We start from the raw sequence: 20,218 nt of genomic DNA, 5'->3' as shown, positions 1-20,218 counted from the left end.
GTGAATACCTGACGGAGATCTCAGATATGAAAGCCCTGTACGCAGCAATGTGCCTTTTTGCCCTGCCCGCTTTGGCCGACGAAGCGTTGCCGGGCTGGGCCGTGTATGAGACCGACAAGACCTATGAGGCCTTGGTCGCGGACACCAAGGCGGCGGTCAAAGAAAACGGGCTAATCGTTGTCACGCAGGCCGGTCCGACCAAGGCAGCAGCGGCACGTGGCATCACCATCCCCGGCAATCGGGTGATCGGCGTATTCAACAATGACTATGCTGTGCGGGTTCTGGAAACTTCAACCCAGGCGATGATCGAAGCCCCAATCCGGTTCTATGTCACCGAGAATGAAGACGGAACTGCAACCCTGTCCTACAAGACGCCCAGTTTTGTCTTCGCCCCATATGCCAACCAAGCTGGCGCAGCCTTGTCAGACATCGCCGCAGAATTGGACGCGAAGTTTCAATCCATTGCGGAATCGGCGCGCGAATAGTCACACTGGCGTGATCCGGCTTGCCTCTGGTGCGAAGGTCAGACATCTGCTTGGCAAAGAAAATCTCGGAGCTCATTGATGCAGGACATGTCCCCCCGCGCGGCTGATTTGCTGGCCCAACGCTTGTACGAGGCCGGATGCCGCCATGCATTTGGCATGCCCGGCGGTGAGGTGCTGACACTGGTCGACGCGCTGGAGCAGGCAGGGATCACCTTTCACCTGGCCAAACATGAAAACGCGGCCGGATTCATGGCCGAGGCCGTGCATCACCGCGACGGCGCGCCAGCGATTCTGGTCGCTACCATTGGCCCAGGTGCGATGAACGGGATCAACGTGGTCGCCAACGCGTTTCAGGATCGGGTGCCGATGATTGTTCTGACCGGCTGCGTCGATCCCGATGAAGCGCTGACCTATACCCATCAGGTGATGGATCACAGCCAGGTTTATCGCCCGATCACCAAGGCCACTTTTGTGATGACCGCAGAAGGCGCGGATATCATCGCAGACAAGGCCGTATCGCTGGCCAACCAGCCCCGGCCCGGCCCGGTTCATATCGACGTACCAATCTCGGTCGCGGATATGCGCGTGTCCTCGACCAAGCGCCGGCGTCTGGCCAAGGTCGCAGCCGTTGCTCCGGAAGGCGATTGCCTCGCCAAAGCACGTCGCTGGGTGTCCGAGGCCGAACGTCCCGTCGCGATCATTGGACTGGATGTTCTCTATGATGACTCGTGCAGCGTGGTGCAGGCTTTTCTGGAACACTTCAACATCCCGTTCGTGACAACCTATAAGGCCAAGGGTGTCATCCCCGAGGATCACCCGCTTTGTCTGGGCGGTGCAGGGCTGTCGCCTTTGGCTGATAAGCACCTGATCCCGCTGATCGAACAATCCGATCTGGTGCTGTGCCTGGGCTATGACCCGATCGAGATGCGCCCCGGTTGGCGCGAAATTTGGGACCCGGACCAAAAGCGCGTCATCGATATCTCGGCTGTTGTCAATGATCACTACATGCATCAGGCCGGGCTGAATCTCGTGGCTCACACCGGCGAAACGCTTGAAGCGATGGCCAAAGGCACCCCGGCACGCGCGACTTGGCCCGGTAGTGAACCCGCTCAGGTGAAGGCAGCGCTGGCGCAAGCCTTTCCGCAAGATGATGACTGGGGTCCTGCCGCAGTTATCGCCGAAACCCGCGCCACCCTGCCACAGAACGCTCTTGCAACGGCAGACAGTGGTGCGCATCGCATCCTTCTGAGCCAGATGTGGGACTGTCATGAGCCGCGCGGGCTGATCCAGTCTTCGGCGCTTTGCACGATGGGGTGTGCCCTGCCCATGGCCATCGGCCTGAAACTGGCCGAACCCGACCGTCCGGTGATCAGTTTCTCGGGCGATGCCGGTTTCCTGATGATAGCCGGAGAGCTGTCGACCGCCGCCGAGATGGGTGGCAATCCCATCTTTCTTGTCTTTGTCGATGCCAGCCTTGCGCTGATTGAGCTAAAACAGCGCCAGCGCCAGATGGGCAATCGGGGCGTTGATTTCGACCGCCATGACTTTGCCGCCATGGGGCGCGCTTTCGGTGGCTATGGACATACTGTTCGCAACCGCGCAGAACTGCGGACGGCGTTGGAAGAGGCGGTCAAAGCCGACCGCTTTACCGTGATCGCCGCCGAGATCGAGCGTGGAGGATATGATGGCCGCATCTGACGGGCCGCTGAAGGGCGTCAAAGTACTGGACCTGTCTCGCATTCTGGCCGGGCCGACTTGCACACAATTGCTGGGCGATCTGGGCGCAAGCGTCATCAAGGTTGAAAACCCGTCCTCGGGCGGGGATGACACGCGGCAATGGGGACCTCCATATGTGACGGATACCGAGGGCAACCGCTCGGACCTGAGCGCCTATTACATGTCGGCCAATCGAAACAAGAAATCCGTCGCCATCGATATCGCAACGCCCGAGGGGCAGGCCGAGATCAAGCGCCTTGCCGCCCATGCTGATATCCTGATCGAGAATTTCAAACCCGGCGGCCTGGCGAAATACGGCTTGGACTACAACAGCTTATCGCAGAATCTTCCGGGCCTCGTCTATTGTTCGATTTCCGGCTATGGGCAAACCGGACCCAATTCCAGCAAGCCCGGATATGACCTGATGGCGCAAGGCTATGGTGGCGTCATGTCACTGACCGGCGACCCCGACGGCGCGCCGATGAAAGTGGGCGTCGGCATCTCTGACGTGATGTGTGGGATGTACGCCGCTGTCGGCATTCTGGCCGCCCTGCGCCATCGCGACATGACGGGCGAAGGGCAGCAGATCGATCTGGCGCTGGTGGATTCGCAGGTGGCCTGGCTGATCAACGAAGGCGTCAACTATCTGACCTCGGGCGATGTTCCTCAGCGACGTGGCAATGGACATCCCAATATCGTGCCTTATGAGGTCTATCAGACCGCCGATGGCCACGTGATTTTGGCTGTTGGCAATGACGGCCAGTTTCGCCGTTTTTGCGATTTCATCGGTCATCCCGACCTGGCCGACGACCCGCGTTTCGCCACAAACCCAGCCCGGCTGGAGTACCGCGAAGCACTGAATGCGATCCTGCGGCCTGCGCTTCAGTCAAACAGTACGCAAACCGTGATCGCCGAACTCGAACTTCGCAAAGTCCCTGTTGGCCCGGTACAGACATTGGATCAGGTGTTCGACACCGATCAGGTGGATGCGCGCGAGATGCAGATCACCATGCAAGCCGAACCGGGTGAGGTGAATCTGATCGGGAATCCGCTGAAACTGTCCCGCACGCCCGTAACATACCGGCACGCCCCGCCGGTGTTCGGTGCAGACACTGATGACATTTTAGGCGCTGAAAACCCCTTTGAAGACTGAAACACTTGCCCATTTCGGCGGCAAGTTGCTGAAACATGCCCTTGAATCGGCGGTTTTTTTCAATTTTCGCACACACGGGTTTTCACCAATTCGAGAGCAGGGTCGATACTGTTACGACCCGCCCGCACACTCTGATAAATCAAACAGTGTCGAATATCTCAGTCGGATTGGACCCAAGTATGAAACAAGACGTTTTTGGACAAATGAACACTTTGACCCACTCGGCCAGTGCCGAAGCGTGGGATGGTGTTCTGCTTGGGTTCATGGCGCATGCGGCAATCACCCCTCAGCATTTGGGCAAGGTGCTTGAGCTGGAACCGGATTTTGCTCTGGGCCACGCGATCAAGGGCTTGTTCATGGTTCTGCTGGGCCGGCGCGAAATGCTGCCTGTTGCGACCGAAGCGCTGAGTGCGGCCACCACCGCAATGGAACAGCAGCCCGTATCTGCGCGTGAACGGCTGTATGTTGAGGCACTGTCACTCTATCTGTCCGACCTGCCCTCGCAAGCGATCCAGAAGTTCGAAGAGATTCTGCGCACCCATCCAACCGATACGCTGGCGATGAAACTCAGCCATGCAACCCGGTTTGTTCTTGGGGACGCCGAAGGGATGCGGCGGTCGATCGAACGCATCTTGCCTGCCTATGAGCCCGATCATGCCGGGCGCGGCTACCTGTTGGGGTGCCATTCGTTCGCGCTGGAAGAAACCGGTGCTTACCAGAAGGCCGAAATTGCCGGGCGTCAGGCGCTATGGATGGTTTCAGACGATGCCTGGGGCCTGCATGCTGTGGCCCATGTGCACGAAATGACGGGCAATGCCCAACTGGGCCTTGATTGGTTGGCCGGACGTGAGGACGCTTGGGCCCATTGCAACAACTTCCGCTATCACGTCTGGTGGCACAAGGCGCTGATGCATCTGGATCTGGGTCAGGTCGATCAGGTGATGGCATTATACGACCAGCATATCCGTAAGGATAAGACTGACGACTACCGCGACATCTCAAATGCCACATCTCTGCTCTCGCGGCTCGAACTTGAGGGGATCGATGTCGGCAACCGTTGGGAGGAACTGGCCGATCTCAGCGCCGCTCGGACCGAGGATGGCTGCCTGATCTTTGCTGACCTGCACTACCTGCTGGCCCTGACCGGTGACAATCGTGGCGAAGCAACCGGGAAAATGCTGCAGCGTATCCAAAAGGATGCGCAGCGCAATCAGGGTGACACCCCGATCCGCATGTCTGATCCGGGCATTGCAGCCGCCAAGGGGCTTGAGGCGTTTGGCGACGGGCTTTACGGCGCGGCCTTTGACTTCCTGTCAACCGCTCGGGCCGGTATGCAATTGGCCGGTGGCAGCCACGCCCAGCGTGATGTATTCGAGCGCATCACAATTGATTCCGGCCTGCGCGCAGGTCGTCTGGATGCAGTCGAGCGCATTCTGGATGATCGCCGCGCGAAACGCGCCGGAGGCGAGGACAATTACGCACTAGCGCGCCGCGCATTGATCGAAGCGGCCCGCGACAGCGGCGACGCGCAAAGCGTCCCGGCTGAATAACAAAAAGACCAAGAAGGACAGAAAACGTATGGCGACAGTATCGCCCGCTTCTGATTTTGCGCCCGTGGCGGCCCATGCGGCTGCACCTGCCACCATGCGCGACCCGCGTCTGGATTTCTATCGCGGCATCGCGATGTTCATTATTCTGGTGGCCCATATTCCCGGCAACCCATGGACCAGTTGGATTCCGGCCCGGTTCGGATTTTCTGACGCGACCGAGATCTTTGTGTTCTGTTCCGGCATGGCCTCGGCCATCGCCTTTGGCGGCGCGTTCCTGCGCAAAGGCTGGTGGATGGGCACCGCCCGCGTGGCGTTCCGCATCTGGCAGGTCTATTGGGCGCATATCTGTCTGTTCTTCTTTGTCGCCATGACCATGGCGGCGCTGGATAATTCCGGCCTGTTTACAAAGAATTACGTCTCGTCCCTGAACCTGCAGCATTTCTTCAACGATCCGTTGCCGCAGATGGTCGGGATTTTCACCCTGACCTATGTGCCCAACTACTTTGACATCCTGCCGATGTATCTGGTTGTGCTGGCGATGATGCCGCTGTTCATGGCGTTGTCGCGCATCGGGTTCTGGGCCGTCGCGCTGGCTTCGGTGTCGATCTGGCTGGTGGCTCAGACCGGCGCGCTTGCCCTTCCGGCCGAGCCTTGGTCGGACCGGCAATGGTTCTTCAACCCGTTCGGCTGGCAGTTGCTGTTCTTCACCGGCTTTGCCTTCATGCGCGGCTGGATCCCTGCCCCGCCGGTCTCAAAAACACTGATCTGGGCGGCGATTGCGTTTCTGGTTCTGTCCGCGCCGATCGGATCGTGGAAAGTGTTCCTGTGGGTGCAATCCGCAACCCCCGGCCTGGCCGAAGAAATCCGCGAGATCTGGCCCCTGACCAAAGAACTGCGCGGCAAGACCGAGTTCGGCCTGTTCCGCTATATCCACTTCCTGTCATTGGCCTATCTGGGCTGGGTTGTCGCCGGTGAACATGGACACCGTCTGATTGCTTCGGGACACAGTCTTGGTGCGCGCATCTGGCAAGTGGTGTTGAAACTGATCACCAAAGTGGGCCAGCAATCCCTGGCGGTCTTCGTCTTTTCGATGGCCGCAGCGCGCCTCATCGGCGTTGCCTTGGATCAGGCTGGGCGGGATTTTGCCACCGTCTTCGCCGCCAACACGATTGGCTTTGCCATGATCATCGCGGTGGCCTATCTGGCGGCCTGGTTCAAATCACAGCCTTGGAAATCAAAGAGATGACCCTGACGCGCCGCGCATTTCTGGTTTCAACTTCAGCGCTGTTTCTGGCGCCGGCCACCTTTGCCTCGGGCGGGGATGTGCCGTTTGACCGCAGCCATGTGATCGAGCTTGCCCGCGAACTGGCCAGCCGCCCCTTTGCTGAGCGCGAGATGGTGCCGCAGGAATGGCAGGACCTGACGTACCAGCAATACCGCTCGATCCGGTTCCGGCTGGATCGCGCGCTGTGGTATGAAACCGAGACGCCGTTCAACGTCGATTTCTTCACGCCCGGCCTGTATTTCCCGCGCACGGTCAAAGTATCAACAGTTGAGAAAGGCATGACCAGACCGGTCACCTTCGACCTGGACATGTTCGACAAGTCCAAAGATGTTCCGGCCCTACCGATCGACGAAACCCTGGGTTTCTCTGGCCTGCGCCTGCGCACTGAAATGCACCGCCCCGGCGAAACCGATGAGTTCTGCGTCTGGCAAGGGGCCAGCTATTTCCGTGCCATCGGTCTGCACGAGGTTTACGGCCTGTCAGCACGTGGCCTGGCGCTGAAAACCGGCGATCCGGATGGCGAGGAATTCCCCGAATTCATCCGCTTCTGGCTGGAACGACCGGAACCCGGCCAACGCAATATGGTGGTTCACGCCCTGATGGACAGCCCCAGCGTAACGGGGGCTTATCGGTTTAATGTGACTGCAGGGGCCGATTGCATCATGGATGTCGATGCCACCTTGTTCCCACGTACCGAACTGGATCACGTTGGCATCGCGCCCGGAACCTCGATGTTCCTGTTCGACCAAACAAATCATAGCCGCTTTGATGATTTCCGCCCTGCCGTCCATGACAGCGACGGGCTGCTGATCCGCAACGGCGCGGGAGAGGTGATCTGGCGGCCATTGGCCAACCCAACCCACCTGCAAATCTCGTCCTTCGTGGATACGAACCCTCAGGGCTTTGGCCTGATGCAGCGTAAACGCGAATTCTCGGACTATGCAGATCTTGAGGCGAATTATCACAAGCGCCCCAGCTTATGGGTCGAGCCCGGCTCTGATTGGGGCAAGGGAACGGTGACGCTGGTTGAGATCCCAGCCGATCAGGAGATCTACGACAACATCGTTGCCTATTGGCGTCCGGCAGAACCTTATTCTGCTGGCAACCAGGTTGATCTGACCTACCGCTTGATCTGGGGCGAGGAACCTCAGCTTACGCCGATGCCGCGCGTGATCAACACGGCCATGGGTGAAAATACCTTTGGTGAGGGCCGTCTGGCCGTGATCGACTTCGAACCCAGTGAGCTGTTCGATGATCTGGACGCAGTTACCATCTTTGCCAATTCGCCTCATGCGGAAACCTCAGATGGTGTGTTGCAACGCAACCCCGATACCGGCGGTGTGCGCCTGGCGTTTTCCTTCCAACCTGATGAGCGTGACCATGTCGAACTGCGCGCGCAGCTGCTAGTAAACAAACGCCCGGCCTCCGAAGTGTGGCTGTATCGTTGGACCGCATGAACCGCGATTTGCATATCATGCCACCCGAGGCGCCACAGGCGATGCCCGCTCAGGACTTCAGCGCCGGGTTCCGTGATGCCGAGGTGCCATCAGGCAAACATCGCTCAGCCGGGTTCTGGCGCGCGCTGGCCTTTTCCCCGGCCATGGTGGCAACACTTGGCCTGCTATGGGTAATGACCGATTGGTTCGGGGCCGAGGGGATCAACCTGGTCGAAGGCATTCTGCTGGCGTTGATCTCGTTCAACTTCTTCTGGATCTCGTTCACGGTTTGCACTGTCCTGCTAGGAATGATCTCGCTATCGCGGCAAGAACGACCCGTCGCTCTGGGCCGCGTACAGCCGCTGCGCGTCGCCCTATTGATGCCGATCTACAATGAGGTTCCTTGGTTTGTTCTGGGCAATGCCCGCACCATGCTGGAACAGCTGCGCGCACGCGGCGGACGGCACGAATACGCCATGTTCATTCTGTCAGATACCCGCGACCCCGAAATCGCGGCACAGGAACAAGCCAGTATCGAGGCATTGCGCACCACGTTAGCCCCCGATCTGAAACTCTACTATCGCCGCCGCGAACAGAATACGGATCGCAAAGTGGGCAACATCGCCGATTGGGTCAGCCAATGGGGCGGCGATTGGGATGCGATGTTGGTGCTGGATGCAGACAGCCTGATGACCGGACGCGCCATCGCCCGCCTGACGGATTCGCTGGCCCGCGACCCCGGTGCAGGGCTGATCCAAAGCTACCCGCAACTGATCGGCGCGCAGTCGGTCTTTGCCCGAATGCAGCAATTCGCCAATGGCGTCTACGGCATTGCATTTGCCGAAGGTCTGGCCCGCTGGTGCGGACAAGAAGGCAATTACTGGGGCCACAACGCCATCATCCGAACCAAGGCTTTCGCCACCTGTGCAGGCCTGCCAAAGCTGCGGTCGTTCAACGGGCAAGATAAGCTGATCATGAGCCACGACTTCGTCGAGGCTGGTCTGCTGCGCCGTGCCGGATGGGGCGTGCGTTTCCTGCCGCGTATCCGTGGATCATACGAAGAAACACCACCCACCCTCATCGATCACGCCATGCGGGATCGTCGCTGGTGCCAGGGGAACCTGCAACACCTGAAACTGCTGGGCTCGCGCGGGTTCCGCTCGGTCTCGCGGTTTCACATGTTCCATGGTGCGGTTGGTTATCTGATGTCGCCGCTGTGGTTTGCACTGCTACTGATGTGGGCACTGATCGGTCAGGGTGAAGAGGCGTCAGTTCTGCACTATTTCAGCCCGGACAACCCACTGTTTCCGCAATGGCCCGAGATGAGCGAAACCCGTCACGTGCTGATCATTCTGGTCATGTACGCGATGCTGCTGGCCCCCAAGGTTCTGGGCGTGGCCGCCCTACCGCTGAGCGGTGTCCGCTATTCAGATTTCGGCGGTTGGCGGCGGTTCTTCACCTCGTTCCTGTTCGAAGTCATCCTGTCGATCCTCTACGCGCCGATCCTGATGGTGCAACAGATGATTGCCGTGTTCCGCACCTCCTTGGGCCTGCAAAAAGGTTGGTCACCGCAGGCGCGCGACGGAGGCAGCTATGGTCTGCGCACACTGATCTTTTGCCATGCGCTGGAAACCGTTAGCGGCATCGCGCTCAGTGTTGGTATTCTGGCCGGTTTGGTTTCAATCTGGCTGGCCCCGATTGCCATCAGCCTGGCCTTTGCAATCCCACTGTCAGCACTCAGCGGCGTATCCGCCGGGGCGGCGCGCCAGATGGTCGGAATGCGCGAGGATTTTGCTGAGCCAGATATCACCCGATCAGCCCGTCGTCATCGGGATGAGCTGAAACGTCTGATCGAAGGTAAGGGAAGCATGACCCCGGCAGAGTGATTATCCGCCGGGCAGACCTTCGTACCAATCCACCATCATGTCCGCCCAACCATTTGGCACTGTATGGCCACCGGGAAACAGAGCGAACTCCAGCGCGCTGCCATCAGCGCAGCCGCTCCAATACCGGCGCATGAATGGACCGGTCGTGGAAAACCCGCTGGGTTTGGTGTCAACGCATCCGTTGGCAACACGCCAGATTTCAAGCCCGGCAAAGATATCACCCTGATGAAAACGACCACCTCCAAGCAGCCGCCCTTCGAGCGGCACGACATTGTCTATCCAGCCGTGCGTATGGAACAGGCGCACCGGCCCATTGCAGGCTTCTGGATGTGGTCGCCAGAACCCGCCGGAAACCGGCACATAAGCCGAGAATGTCTCGGGCGCGTCGCAGGCCAGATAGTTCACCATGAACCCTCCGGCTGAAAACCCACCCAGAACCGCGCGATCGCTGTCGATGCCGAACCGCTCTGCCGCATCGTTCACCGCTTCGCTCAGAAAGGCTGTCTCATCCCGTTCACCGAAGCCCGGGTAGAAATTCCAGCTTTTGGTGCCGCCGCGATCAGGTCTTTCCAGACCCTCGGGGGCCATAACGGCGTATCCACGGGCCAATAAGGGCTCGACCATGCTGCGGTTGTTCATGGTGCCGGACCCACTGCCGCCATAGCCATGCAAGAATACCAGCAAAGGCGGGTTTTCGGCATTGGGCAGTTCGATGTGATATTCGCCCAAGGCCGTCTTGCATGTGCCCTCATCCGGGCTGCAACCAGCATATGCGGACTGGGCCGCAACGGCCAAACAGGCAGATAACCAGTATTTCATCTTGCTCAGGTCCCCTCAGAATACGTCTCGACGGGCAATCCGGACCGAACCCAACCCGGCCCGGCCGCTGACCCCAGCATACCTTCTGGCACGTCGATAATATTGGTAAATCCCGCCTCGGTCAGTTGATTGCTCAACCGCGCAGACCGCACGCCCCGTGCGCAGATCAGGGCAATCGGGCCAGATTGATCTCCGTCGGTCAACTGCAACAAAGCCGCCACAAAATCATCCCGGCGCATATCCAGCAGCTGCGCGCCCTGCCCAATGCCGGTCGCCCTCCATTCGCGCGGGGTGCGAATATCCACCAGCAGGATGTCACCGGAAACCGCACTTTGATGCGCCTGCGCGACATCAAGCTGATCGCCCGAATAATCCTGTGGAATCAAACGGTATTCGCGGATTGCAAAGCCAGCGACAAGGGCCGCCCCGCCCCCCAGCAAAACCCATCTTCGGGCGAGGTTTGTCTTCTCTGCCATGCGGCACCCTTTTGCATTGACCGCCTTGTTGTAGCACATCAAAGATAAAGACGCTTTGGTCAAGAATGGCCACCGCGATCAAGTTCGCGTCATTATCACGCAGCAGGGTTCTGCCCGAAATACACCCTTTAGTCCTTGTCGAAACCTTGCAATTTCTCTGCAGCCAATAAATTATCCTTACAAATTCAGTCATATCGACCGCCCACACCGGAGTATCGCACTTGTCCCTATTCCTTATCGCGGCCCTTCCCTTTCTCGGAGCTGTTTTTCCAGCCCTTTTGATCCGGGCAGGACGAAACGCAGCCGCATCTGCCGCTGGGTTGACCACGTTTCTTGCCCTCATGGGGTTGCTGATCCACATCCCGGCCGTGATGCGTGGCGAGGTCGTGAAGGCGCGGTTCGACTGGATCCCGGGTCTGGGCCTGAACGCGAACTTCATGCTGGATGGGCTGGGCTTTCTGTTTGCCCTGCTGATTTTGGGTATCGGCCTGCTGATCATCCTTTACGCGCGCTTCTACCTGTCGCGAGAGGATCCGATGGGGCAGTTCTACACCTATCTTTTGCTGTTTCAGGGTGCGATGGTCGGAATTGTTCTGTCCGATAATATCCTGCTTTTGCTGATTTTTTGGGAACTTACGTCGCTCAGCTCTTTCCTGCTGATCGGGTATTGGAAACACCTGCCTGAAGGTCGACAGGGTGCGCGGATGGCGCTGGCGGTCACGGGTGGCGGCGGGCTGGCGATGATCGCCGGGATGCTGATCTTGGGCAATATCGTGGGGTCCTACGACCTAAGCATCATTCTGCAGAACAAAGAGCTGATACAGGCCTCACCCTACTATCTGCCCGCCCTGATCCTGATCCTGCTGGGCTGCTTCACTAAATCGGCGCAGTTCCCGTTCCATTTCTGGCTGCCGCACGCAATGGCCGCGCCAACGCCGGTCTCGGCCTACCTGCACTCGGCCACGATGGTGAAGGCCGGTCTGTTTTTGATGGCGCGGATGTGGCCCGTTCTGTCAGGCACCGATGCCTGGTTCTACATCGTGGCCACGACAGGACTGGTGACCATGCTGCTGGGTGCGGTGATTGCGTTGTTCAAGGATGATCTGAAGGCCCTGCTTGCGTTTTCGACAGTCTCACATCTGGGACTGATTACAATGCTGCTGGGGTTTGGCACCAAGTTCGCCGCAGTCGCAGCCGTTTTCCACATCATCAACCACGCGACGTTCAAAGCCGCCCTGTTCATGACCGCCGGGATCGTCGATCATGAGACCGGTACACGTGATATCAAACGGCTGGGCGGGCTGCGCCACCTGATGCCAGTCACCTTTACAATCGGCACGATTGCAGCGCTTTCAATGGCTGGCCTACCACCGCTGAACGGCTTCCTATCGAAAGAGATGATGTTGGAAGAAACCGTGCACACCACATGGTTGCACTTGCATTACCTTGTGCCGGGTCTGGCCCTTGTGGCAGCGCTGTTTTCGGCGGCCTATTCCTTCCGATTTGTCGGTCACGTGTTTCTCGGACCTGAGCGCAACGACTACCCAGCCCATCCCCATGACCCGCCGGTTGGATTGTGGATTGCGCCAGCTTTCCTTGTGGTTCTTGTGATCCTGATCGGATTGAACTCAGCAGCTATTGTCGGCCCTTTGGTGGCCGTAGTTTCAAGCGCAGTTATCGGTGGCGAGAAACTGCCCTATTACTCACTCAAACTCTGGCATGGGTTCACACCTGCCCTCTTCATGTCTGTCGTCGCGACGCTAGGGGGCCTGTTCCTGCTGGGGCTGCACAAGCATTGCGAACGGTTCTGGAACACTCTGCCCCGCCCCGAGGCCAAGGTGATCTTCGAAGCGCTGATCAACCGCTTCACACAGCTAAGTCGCTGGATCACGGATGAGCTTCATAACGGTGTGCTCAGCCGCTATGCCATCATCTTTGTCGCTTTCACGGTTGGGCTGGGCTACTACGCCTACACGACCGGCACGATTGGTGTTGAGACCCGCATACCGCTGCCTGCGCAATTCATCCCAATCATCGGCTGGATTTGCCTGGTCGGCGCGACGCTGGGAATCATGTGGTTTCACCGCAACCGCCTGCTCTCGCTGGTGCTGATCGGCGTCGTTGGCCTGATCGTTTCGGTTGCCTTCAACTATCTGTCGGCACCGGATCTGGCGCTGACCCAGATCTCGGTCGAAGTGGTGACGATGATCCTGCTGCTGTTGTCGCTGAACTTTCTGCCCACGGAAACACCATGGGATAGCAGCGCCGCTCGACGATGGCGCGACGCGGCAATTTCCGTGGTCGCTGGTATTGGGAGTGGAGCCCTCATCTACGCTATCATGCTGCGCGACTTTGCCTTCCCGACAATTTCAGACTTCCATCTGGCGAACTCATACAAAGGCGGCGGTGGCACCAATGTGGTGAACGTCATTCTGGTCGACTTCCGAGGCTTTGATACCTTTGGTGAGATCATCGTGCTGGGCATTGCTGCGCTGATCATCTTTGCCCTGACCGAGGCGGTTCTGGGTACAAATGTGCGCGGTTACCTGCTAAACCGCAAACCGCATTGGCCACAATCGGGGGACTCGCATCCGCTGATGATGGTGGTCGCAACCCGCGTGATGATGCCGATTGCCTTGATGGTAGGCGCCTACATTTTCTTCCGCGGCCACAACCAGCCCGGGGGTGGTTTCATCGCGGGTCTGATCGTCGCGATTGCGTTCCTCATGCAATACATGGCCAGCGGCTACACATGGGCCATCGAACGACAAAGGTTCTATTATCACGGCACCATCGGTTGGGGTGTATTGATCGCTGCGGCCACTGGTCTAGGGGCCTGGTTCAACGAACGCCCCTTCCTGACCAGCGATTTCGGATACATCAACTGGCCGCCACTGGAAGAGTTCGAATGGGCCACTGCCATGTTGTTTGACACGGGTGTGTTCCTGGCGGTTCTGGGCGCGGTGATGCTGGCGCTCGATAGCCTGTCGCGCTTTGCGTGGCGGCCCGGTATGGCGCAGGAATTCCCGATGGATATCAACCCGCTGCGGGATGATCCCCCAGAACAAGACGAAGAGAAGGAGCAGGCCTGATGGAAGCGCTGGTTGCCTCTGCCGTAGGCATTCTGACCGCCGCCGGGATCTTCCTGATCCTGCGTCGCCGGACATTCCCGGTCATTCTTGGCCTGTCGCTGATCACCTATGCGGTGAACGTGTTCCTGTTTGCCACCGGACGTCTGGCGTTGAACGCGCCTGCCGTTCTGAACAAATACAAAGACGTCCCCTATACCGATCCGCTGCCGCAGGCGCTGGTTCTGACAGCCATCGTGATCTCATTCGGGATGACAGCCGTGATCGTGATGATCGCGCTGTCGGCTTATCTGTCCTCGAAGGATGACCATATCGACATGAGCCCACAGGACAGCGTAGACGCGCCGGGAGAAGACGCATGAACCACTGGATCGTTGCGCCGATCGTCCTTCCTGCGATCCTGGCTCCGTTTATCATCATGGTCCTGCGATATCATCTTGACCTGCAGCGTATTTTCTCGGTCGCGGGTGTTGTTGCCTTGCTGGGTATCGCACTGACCATCACCGCGCAGGCGTCGGGTGGGGATATTCAGGTCTATGAGCTGGGCGATTGGCCGGCCCCTTTTGGCATTGTCATGGTGTTGGACAGGCTATCGGCCATGATGGTGCTGCTGACAGCACTGCTGGCCCTGCCCATTGTGCTCTATGCCATCGCCTCGGGCTGGGATGACCGGGGGAAACACTTCCACGCGCTGTTCCATTTCCAGCTTATGGGCGTGTGCGGGGCCTTCCTGACCGGTGACGCCTTTAACCTGTTTGTGTTCTTCGAAGTTCTTCTGATCGCCTCCTACGGTCTGATGACGCACGGGGGTGGTTCTGTTCGCCTGAAAGCGGGCGTGCAGTATGTTGCCTATAACCTTTTGGGCTCGACCCTGTTCCTGTTTGCCTTGGGCACGCTTTATGGTGTGACAGGCACGCTGAACATGGCCGACATTGCCCTTCGCGTGGCTGAGATGCCAGCTGAAGATACCGCCCTGTTGCGGGTGGGCGCGGTGCTGCTGCTGCTGGTCTTCTGTATCAAGGCCGCCGTTCTGCCACTACATTTCTGGCTACCGGCCAGCTATGCCAATGCGCCACTGCCGGTGGCCGCGCTGTTTGCGATCATGACCAAGGTCGGTGCTTATTCGATCATTCGGATGTACACGCTTGCCTTTGGGCCCGAAGTCGAAGCGACCCAAGGGCTGGCGGGCGACTGGTTGCAACCGGCGGCTCTGGTCACCCTTGCAGTCGGAGCCATAGGTATTCTGGGCTCACAACACATTGCGCGGATGGTTGCATTCTGCGCGATCGCCTCAATGGGGACGCTGCTGATTGCGATCTCGCTGTTTACGCCTCAGGCCAGCGCAGCGGCGCTGTATTATGTGTTCCATTCCACGCTGGCGACGGCACTCATGTTCCTGGTTGCTGATCTGGTCATGGAGCGGCGTGGCGGGGCCATCACCCCGATGACACCCATGGCGCAGACCGGGCTGATCTCGGGGCTGTTTTTCGTGGGGGCCATCGCCATGGCTGGTATGCCACCCCTGTCGGGCTTCATTGGCAAGCTGTTGGTGCTGGATGCTGCACGCGATGCGCCGGGTTCCAGCTCGGTATGGGCGGTTGTTCTGATCGGGTCGTTCGTGACAATTGTAGGACTGGCGCGAGCCGGGTCTTTGATCTTCTGGAAAAGCCACGATGCCGAGCATATCGGCTCCGAGGACACTGCGGATGAGGAGGCCATACCCTTGCCCGCACCCGAACCGCAACCGGGTCTGGCCTTTACGTCGGTCTTTGGATTGGTTGCCGGGCTGATCCTGCTGACCATCTTTGCCGGACCGGCACTGGACTACACAAGCCAAACCGCTGAACAGTTGTTTACGCCCGAGCACTACATCTCGGCCGTGTTGGGAGAGGAAGAATGATCAAGCTGCTGCGCCGCGTATTCCCGCACCCGCATCTGACCTTTTTGCTGACAGTTGTATGGGTTCTGCTGGCCAACAACGGGTCTTTGAACTCGCTGGTGTTCGGTCTCATCCTCGGGATCATCATCCCCTTTATTACACAGCCTTATTGGCCAGATCAGCCGAGACTGCGCAATTGGCCGATGATCGTGGAGTATCTGCTGATCGTTCTGTGGGACATCGTGATGGCCAATATCACCGTCGCCCGGATCATCCTGTTCAAACGCGATGCAGATCGCCAACCGAACTGGATCTGCGTCCCGTTAGAATTGCGCACACCCGAAGCGATCACTGTCCTAGCGGGCACCATCACTATGACCCCTGGCACGGTCAGTTGCGATCTGTCGGCACAAGGGCACAATCTGCTGGTCCACTGCTTGGACGCTCCTGACCCCGAGGCTGTTCGGGACCAGATCAAACAACGCTATGAACGCCGCCTGAAGGAGATTTTCGAATGATCGAATACGCCATCTACTTCGCATTCACCTGTTTCGGAGCGGCAATCCTGATGTGCCTGTGGCGGATCATCACTGCAGACGGGGTCGGCACCCGTGTTCTGGCACTGGACACGATGGTCATTAACACCATCGCGCTGATGATCCTCTATGGGCTTGATCAGGGCACCGAAATCTTCTTCGAGGCCGCCATGATCATCGCCATGCTGGGCTTTGTCTCAACCGTGGCCTACGCGCGATTCATGCTGCGCGGCAATATTATCGAGTGAGGGCGGGATGACGTTTTTCTTCGAACTTTTGATCACCGTCTTTCTGATCGTATCGGGCATCTTTGGCTTTGTCGGATCCTTCGGAATGATCAAGCTGAAAGACCCGATGTCGCGTCTGCATGCCCCCACCAAAGCGACAACCTTGGGGGTTGGCGGCGTGCTTCTGGCTTCGATCTGCCATTCGGTTCTGCTGGAAGGCAAGCTGTCGCTGCACGAGTTGTTGATCACGTTGTTTTTGTTCCTCACGGCCCCGATCACGGCTCTGTTCATTGCAAAATGGCATGTTCACCGCCATGAAAAGCCGAGCGATCTGCCGGATGCGGGCGAGGATGAGCTTTGGGCCACCCACGCGGTCGAGCAGGTCGAAGACGTCCCGGACCACAGCACGAACTGAGCCTTATGCAAAATCCTCCGCTACCCCTGACCCGTGATCTGGTTCTCATTGGCGGTGGGCACACACATGCGCTGCTGCTGCGCAAATGGGGGATGAACCCACTGCCCGGTGCGCGCGTGACGGTGATCAACCCCGGCCCGACAGCGCCCTATTCCGGAATGTTACCGGGCTATGTTGCCGGGCACTACGAGCGGTCTGAACTGGATATTGATCTGGTGAAACTGGCGCGTTTTGCGAATGCGCGGATTGTTCTGGGTTCCGTCGACGCAATCGACACCGATCAGCGACTGATCCATATGCCCGGTCGGTTACCGGTTGCGTTTGATGTCGCCTCGGTCAATGTTGGGATCACGTCGGATATGCCCGGCATACCCGGCTTTGCCGAACACGCCGTACCCGCCAAACCCCTTGGTCCTTTCGCCAGCCGATGGGCCGCGTATCTGGACAAGTCAGGCCCCGCAGCCGTGGCTGTGATCGGTGGTGGCGTCGCGGGGGTTGAACTGGCCATGGCAATGGCCCACGTGTTGAAAGCCCGGCAACGACCGGCGCGGGTTACGCTGATCGACAATGCGATGGCCCTGTCTGCGATCGGACCAAAAGCCGCTGCTACGATCCGCAAGGCGATGGATGATCTTGGTGTCGAGGTACTCGAACAGATCGCGATCAAAGAAATCACTGCGGATCATGTGACTTTGCAGGATGGCCGCCAGATCGAGGCTGGCTTTGTCACAGGTGCCGCAGGGGCCCGCCCCTATGACTGGATCACCCGCACCGGGCTAGATTTGCAGGACGGGTTCATCCGGGTGAATGCTCATCTTCAATCCAGCGATCCGGCTGTTTTTGCCGCCGGAGACTGTGCCCATCTGACGAAAAACCCGCGTCCCAAGGCGGGCGTTTACGCGGTGCGTGAAGCTCCGGTTCTGTTCAACAACCTGAGGGCAGCTCTAGGGGCCGGGAAAGTGAGGCGCTATGTGCCGCAGAAGGATTACTTGAAACTGATCTCGCTGGGCGGAAAATCCGCGCTGGGGGAACGGCTGGGCACTTCGTTCAGCGGTACATTGATGTGGCGATGGAAAAACCACATCGACCAGACATTTATGAATAAGTTCCGCGACCTTCCCACGATGCAAACTCCGGCCCTGCCGCGCGATCATGCGGCGGGACTATCCGAGGTATTAGGCGATAAACCCATGTGCGGTGGCTGTGGGGCCAAGGTTGGCAGGGGCGCTTTGCAACGTGCATTGCACGCGCTGCCAAAACCCATCCGGCCCGATGTGACATCCTTGCCGGGCGACGATGCCGCCCTTTTGATGACGGGCAACGCGCAACAGGTCATGACCACAGATCATCTGCGCAGCCTGACTTCTGATCCCGTTATGATGACGCGCATCACCGCCATACATGCGCTTGGTGATATCTGGGCCATGGGGGCCCAACCCCAGGCCGCGACCGCGACCATCATTTTGCCGCGCATGTCCGCCATGTTGCAGGAACGCACCCTGTCCGAGATTATGACCACAGCCAATGAGATCATGCAGGACGCCGGAGCCGAGATCGTGGGCGGACATAGCTCGATGGGTGATGAGATGACCCTTGGCTTTACCATCACCGGTTTGTGCCCCGAACTGCCGATCACATTGGCCGACGGGCGGCCCGGCGATGTGTTGATCCTGACCAAACCCATCGGCAGCGGCGTTTTAATGGCGGCTGAAATGGCGGGGCAGGCGAATGGAGCGGATGTCGCAAAAGCTTACAAGCTGATGACCCAGCCACAAGGTCAGGCGGCTAAGATTTTGTCGCGGGCACAGGCGATGACGGATGTCACAGGGTTCGGGCTTGCCGGGCATTTGAAAGGCATATGCGACGCCTCAAACTGTGGCGCGATTTTGGATTTGGACACGGTTCCGGTTATGCTTGGAGCCCTTGAACTGAGCAATTTCGGCGTTCACTCCACACTGTTTTCTGACAACCGATCTATCGCACCCGAGCTTCCCTCGGATGGCAAAGCCGCCCTGCTGTTTGATCCTCAAACTGCAGGCGGATTATTGGCTGCGGTCGCTGCGGACGACGCAGACGCCATGTTGAACGCACTGAGTACAGCGGGCTATCCGGCGGCTAGGATCGGCCATCTGACCGACACACCGGGGCTGCGCCTTCAAAGCTGATCCAGCGTGGTTTCTATCTCTGCCGCCGCGTGACTCAGGCCGCTGCTGTCCAGCTTTTGCACCTCGACCCTGGAAACGGGGTCTACAGGGTGAGCACGGCGCGACTTGGCATAGGCCGGGTCATAGTGCTGTTCGATCAACGCTCGGGTCAACGCGCGCTTGTCGCCCGCATCGATCAATGCCAGCCACGCATCCACGACCTCATGCCCACGGTGAACCCGCAACGGGGCCAAGCGATCGCGCAAACGCGCGCTGTCGGAAAGAATATCATCATAAGCCTGCATCAAATACGCCGCCCGTGCCGCGACCGGAGCAACGATCTGAATGCGCGGGGCCGCACACATCGCCGTCCATAGGCTGGGTGGCAGGATCCGCTCACCGATTTTCGAGGATTCCGCCTCAACCATAACCGGACGTGCCGGATCAAACGCGCAGAAAGCTGCGGAAAGCGCTGACTCGAACGCTTTCTGGCTGGGCTGTCCCCCAGGCATCTCACCCAGCAGCGAACCCCGGTGATTGGCCAATCTCTCCAGATCAACGACCTGTACGCCACGCCGTTGCAAATGGTGCAGCAACTCGGTTTTGGCCGTTCCGGTATAGCCATCCAGCGCAAACAGTCGAAAGGGCAATGGTTGCTCATATAAATAGGCGTTCACCAAACGCCGATAGGTTCGATACCCGCCCTCAATGACCTCGGCCCGCCAGCCGATCTGCTGCAGTGTCCACGCAAACGACCCGGATCGCTGTCCCCCACGCCAGCAATAGACCAGCGGTCGCCAATTCCCTTCATGATGGCTGAGGCTGTGTTCAATGTGATTGGCCGCATTTCGAAACACCAAAGCCGCCCCAAGCTTGCGGGCCAGAAACGGGCTTTGCTGTTTGTAGATTGTTCCGACCCGGGCGCGTTCGGCATTGTCCAGCACCGGCAGGTTGATCGCGCCGGGCAGGTGATCCTCTGCAAACTCAGCCGGGCTACGGACATCGATCACGGTGTCGAAACCATGGGCATACAGCTGCGGTAAGTCGGAAAATTTTAAAGCCATGCCAGTGGTTTACTTGCCCGAACTTTGGAAAAGAAGCCTGTCTAGTCGCTTGCTTGAG

The 20,218-nt window shown here is 58.8% G+C and carries 17 protein-coding genes; 14 read left to right on the top strand and 3 right to left on the bottom strand.

Features of this window, described 5'->3' with window-relative positions:
• The first annotated feature begins 26 nt into the window (after positions 1-26).
• The 7 genes from ACR0DH_RS04960 (at position 27) to mdoH (ending at position 9,511) form a co-directional block, all read left to right on the top strand.
• Positions 27-485, top strand: a complete 459-nt coding sequence (locus tag ACR0DH_RS04960) for a DUF302 domain-containing protein (protein ID WP_480547585.1) — start codon at positions 27-29, stop codon at positions 483-485.
• A gap of 78 nt (positions 486-563) precedes the next feature.
• Positions 564-2,183 carry a thiamine pyrophosphate-binding protein gene (locus ACR0DH_RS04955; RefSeq protein ID WP_480547583.1) on the top strand — a complete coding sequence of 540 codons (1,620 nt, stop codon included), beginning with the start codon at positions 564-566 and terminating at the stop codon, positions 2,181-2,183.
• Positions 2,170-3,354, top strand: coding sequence for a CaiB/BaiF CoA transferase family protein (locus ACR0DH_RS04950; protein WP_480547581.1), 1,185 nt, complete (start codon positions 2,170-2,172; stop codon positions 3,352-3,354). The genes ACR0DH_RS04955 and ACR0DH_RS04950 overlap by 14 nt, the downstream gene beginning before the upstream one ends.
• A gap of 179 nt (positions 3,355-3,533) precedes the next feature.
• A complete protein-coding gene (locus ACR0DH_RS04945) occupies positions 3,534-4,904 on the top strand; it encodes a tetratricopeptide repeat protein (protein WP_480547579.1) in 1,371 nt (456 codons plus the stop codon).
• Between the two features lie 28 nt (positions 4,905-4,932).
• A complete protein-coding gene (locus tag ACR0DH_RS04940) occupies positions 4,933-6,150 on the top strand; it encodes an OpgC family protein (RefSeq protein ID WP_480547577.1) in 1,218 nt (405 codons plus the stop codon).
• Entirely contained in the window at positions 6,147-7,646 is a 1,500-nt protein-coding gene (locus ACR0DH_RS04935; RefSeq protein WP_480547575.1) for an OpgD/OpgG family glucan biosynthesis protein, read from the top strand. Before ACR0DH_RS04940 ends, ACR0DH_RS04935 begins: the two co-directional genes overlap by 4 nt.
• Positions 7,643-9,511, top strand: coding sequence for a glucans biosynthesis glucosyltransferase MdoH (gene mdoH, locus ACR0DH_RS04930; protein WP_480547573.1), 1,869 nt, complete (start codon positions 7,643-7,645; stop codon positions 9,509-9,511). Before ACR0DH_RS04935 ends, mdoH begins: the two co-directional genes overlap by 4 nt.
• Here mdoH and ACR0DH_RS04925 read toward each other — a convergent pair whose 3' ends face one another.
• A complete protein-coding gene (locus ACR0DH_RS04925; RefSeq protein WP_480547571.1) occupies positions 9,512-10,330 on the bottom strand; it encodes a CE1 family esterase in 819 nt (272 codons plus the stop codon).
• Positions 10,331-10,335: 5 nt separating this feature from the next.
• A complete protein-coding gene (locus tag ACR0DH_RS04920) occupies positions 10,336-10,806 on the bottom strand; it encodes a rhodanese-like domain-containing protein (RefSeq protein ID WP_480547569.1) in 471 nt (156 codons plus the stop codon).
• Between the two features lie 221 nt (positions 10,807-11,027).
• Here ACR0DH_RS04920 and ACR0DH_RS04915 point away from each other — a divergent pair, with 221 nt between their 5' ends.
• Genes ACR0DH_RS04915 through selD form a run of 7 tightly spaced genes read left to right on the top strand, consistent with a single transcriptional unit; the run spans position 11,028 to position 19,117 of the window.
• Positions 11,028-13,898, top strand: a complete 2,871-nt coding sequence (locus ACR0DH_RS04915; protein ID WP_480547567.1) for a monovalent cation/H+ antiporter subunit A — start codon at positions 11,028-11,030, stop codon at positions 13,896-13,898.
• Complete coding sequence (locus ACR0DH_RS04910) at positions 13,898-14,257, top strand: Na+/H+ antiporter subunit C (RefSeq protein WP_480547565.1); 360 nt, start codon at positions 13,898-13,900, stop codon at positions 14,255-14,257. Before ACR0DH_RS04915 ends, ACR0DH_RS04910 begins: the two co-directional genes overlap by 1 nt.
• Positions 14,254-15,795, top strand: coding sequence for a monovalent cation/H+ antiporter subunit D (locus ACR0DH_RS04905; protein WP_480547563.1), 1,542 nt, complete (start codon positions 14,254-14,256; stop codon positions 15,793-15,795). Before ACR0DH_RS04910 ends, ACR0DH_RS04905 begins: the two co-directional genes overlap by 4 nt.
• On the top strand, positions 15,795-16,292 hold the full coding sequence (locus tag ACR0DH_RS04900; protein ID WP_480547915.1) for a Na+/H+ antiporter subunit E: 498 nt from the start codon (positions 15,795-15,797) through the stop codon (positions 16,290-16,292). Before ACR0DH_RS04905 ends, ACR0DH_RS04900 begins: the two co-directional genes overlap by 1 nt.
• Positions 16,289-16,558, top strand: a complete 270-nt coding sequence (locus ACR0DH_RS04895) for a K+/H+ antiporter subunit F (protein ID WP_170532030.1) — start codon at positions 16,289-16,291, stop codon at positions 16,556-16,558. Before ACR0DH_RS04900 ends, ACR0DH_RS04895 begins: the two co-directional genes overlap by 4 nt.
• A gap of 7 nt (positions 16,559-16,565) precedes the next feature.
• On the top strand, positions 16,566-16,952 hold the full coding sequence (locus ACR0DH_RS04890; protein WP_480498967.1) for a Na+/H+ antiporter subunit G: 387 nt from the start codon (positions 16,566-16,568) through the stop codon (positions 16,950-16,952).
• A 5-nt stretch (positions 16,953-16,957) separates the two neighbouring features.
• On the top strand, positions 16,958-19,117 hold the full coding sequence (gene selD, locus ACR0DH_RS04885) for a selenide, water dikinase SelD (protein WP_480547561.1): 2,160 nt from the start codon (positions 16,958-16,960) through the stop codon (positions 19,115-19,117).
• On the opposite strand, the gene mnmH is transcribed toward selD, so the two are convergent.
• Positions 19,108-20,160 (bottom strand): tRNA 2-selenouridine(34) synthase MnmH, encoded by a 1,053-nt coding sequence (gene mnmH / locus ACR0DH_RS04880; protein ID WP_480540565.1) that lies wholly within the window; start codon positions 20,158-20,160, stop codon positions 19,108-19,110. The genes selD and mnmH overlap by 10 nt on opposite strands.
• Between the last annotated feature and the right edge of the window lie 58 nt (positions 20,161-20,218).

Source organism: Ruegeria sp. I1 (assembly GCF_056532675.1).
The sequence above is the reverse complement of the archived record's forward strand: the minus strand, read 5'-3'. Positions and strand labels throughout refer to the sequence as shown.

What these genes read in the sequence shown, in the direction of transcription:
- selD (WP_480547561.1), top strand. Translation starts at nt 16,958, where the DNA reads ATGCAAAATCCTCCGCTACCCCTGACCCGTGATCTGGTTCTCATTGGC.
- ACR0DH_RS04935 (WP_480547575.1), top strand. Translation starts at nt 6,147, where the DNA reads ATGACCCTGACGCGCCGCGCATTTCTGGTTTCAACTTCAGCGCTGTTT.
- mdoH (WP_480547573.1), top strand. Translation starts at nt 7,643, where the DNA reads ATGAACCGCGATTTGCATATCATGCCACCCGAGGCGCCACAGGCGATG.
- ACR0DH_RS04950 (WP_480547581.1), top strand. Translation starts at nt 2,170, where the DNA reads ATGGCCGCATCTGACGGGCCGCTGAAGGGCGTCAAAGTACTGGACCTG.
- ACR0DH_RS04910 (WP_480547565.1), top strand. Translation starts at nt 13,898, where the DNA reads ATGGAAGCGCTGGTTGCCTCTGCCGTAGGCATTCTGACCGCCGCCGGG.
- ACR0DH_RS04895 (WP_170532030.1), top strand. Translation starts at nt 16,289, where the DNA reads ATGATCGAATACGCCATCTACTTCGCATTCACCTGTTTCGGAGCGGCA.
- ACR0DH_RS04925 (WP_480547571.1), bottom strand. Translation starts at nt 10,330, where the DNA reads ATGAAATACTGGTTATCTGCCTGTTTGGCCGTTGCGGCCCAGTCCGCA.
- ACR0DH_RS04955 (WP_480547583.1), top strand. Translation starts at nt 564, where the DNA reads ATGCAGGACATGTCCCCCCGCGCGGCTGATTTGCTGGCCCAACGCTTG.
- ACR0DH_RS04960 (WP_480547585.1), top strand. Translation starts at nt 27, where the DNA reads ATGAAAGCCCTGTACGCAGCAATGTGCCTTTTTGCCCTGCCCGCTTTG.
- ACR0DH_RS04945 (WP_480547579.1), top strand. Translation starts at nt 3,534, where the DNA reads ATGAAACAAGACGTTTTTGGACAAATGAACACTTTGACCCACTCGGCC.
- mnmH (WP_480540565.1), bottom strand. Translation starts at nt 20,160, where the DNA reads ATGGCTTTAAAATTTTCCGACTTACCGCAGCTGTATGCCCATGGTTTC.
- ACR0DH_RS04920 (WP_480547569.1), bottom strand. Translation starts at nt 10,806, where the DNA reads ATGGCAGAGAAGACAAACCTCGCCCGAAGATGGGTTTTGCTGGGGGGC.
- ACR0DH_RS04905 (WP_480547563.1), top strand. Translation starts at nt 14,254, where the DNA reads ATGAACCACTGGATCGTTGCGCCGATCGTCCTTCCTGCGATCCTGGCT.
- ACR0DH_RS04940 (WP_480547577.1), top strand. Translation starts at nt 4,933, where the DNA reads ATGGCGACAGTATCGCCCGCTTCTGATTTTGCGCCCGTGGCGGCCCAT.
- ACR0DH_RS04890 (WP_480498967.1), top strand. Translation starts at nt 16,566, where the DNA reads ATGACGTTTTTCTTCGAACTTTTGATCACCGTCTTTCTGATCGTATCG.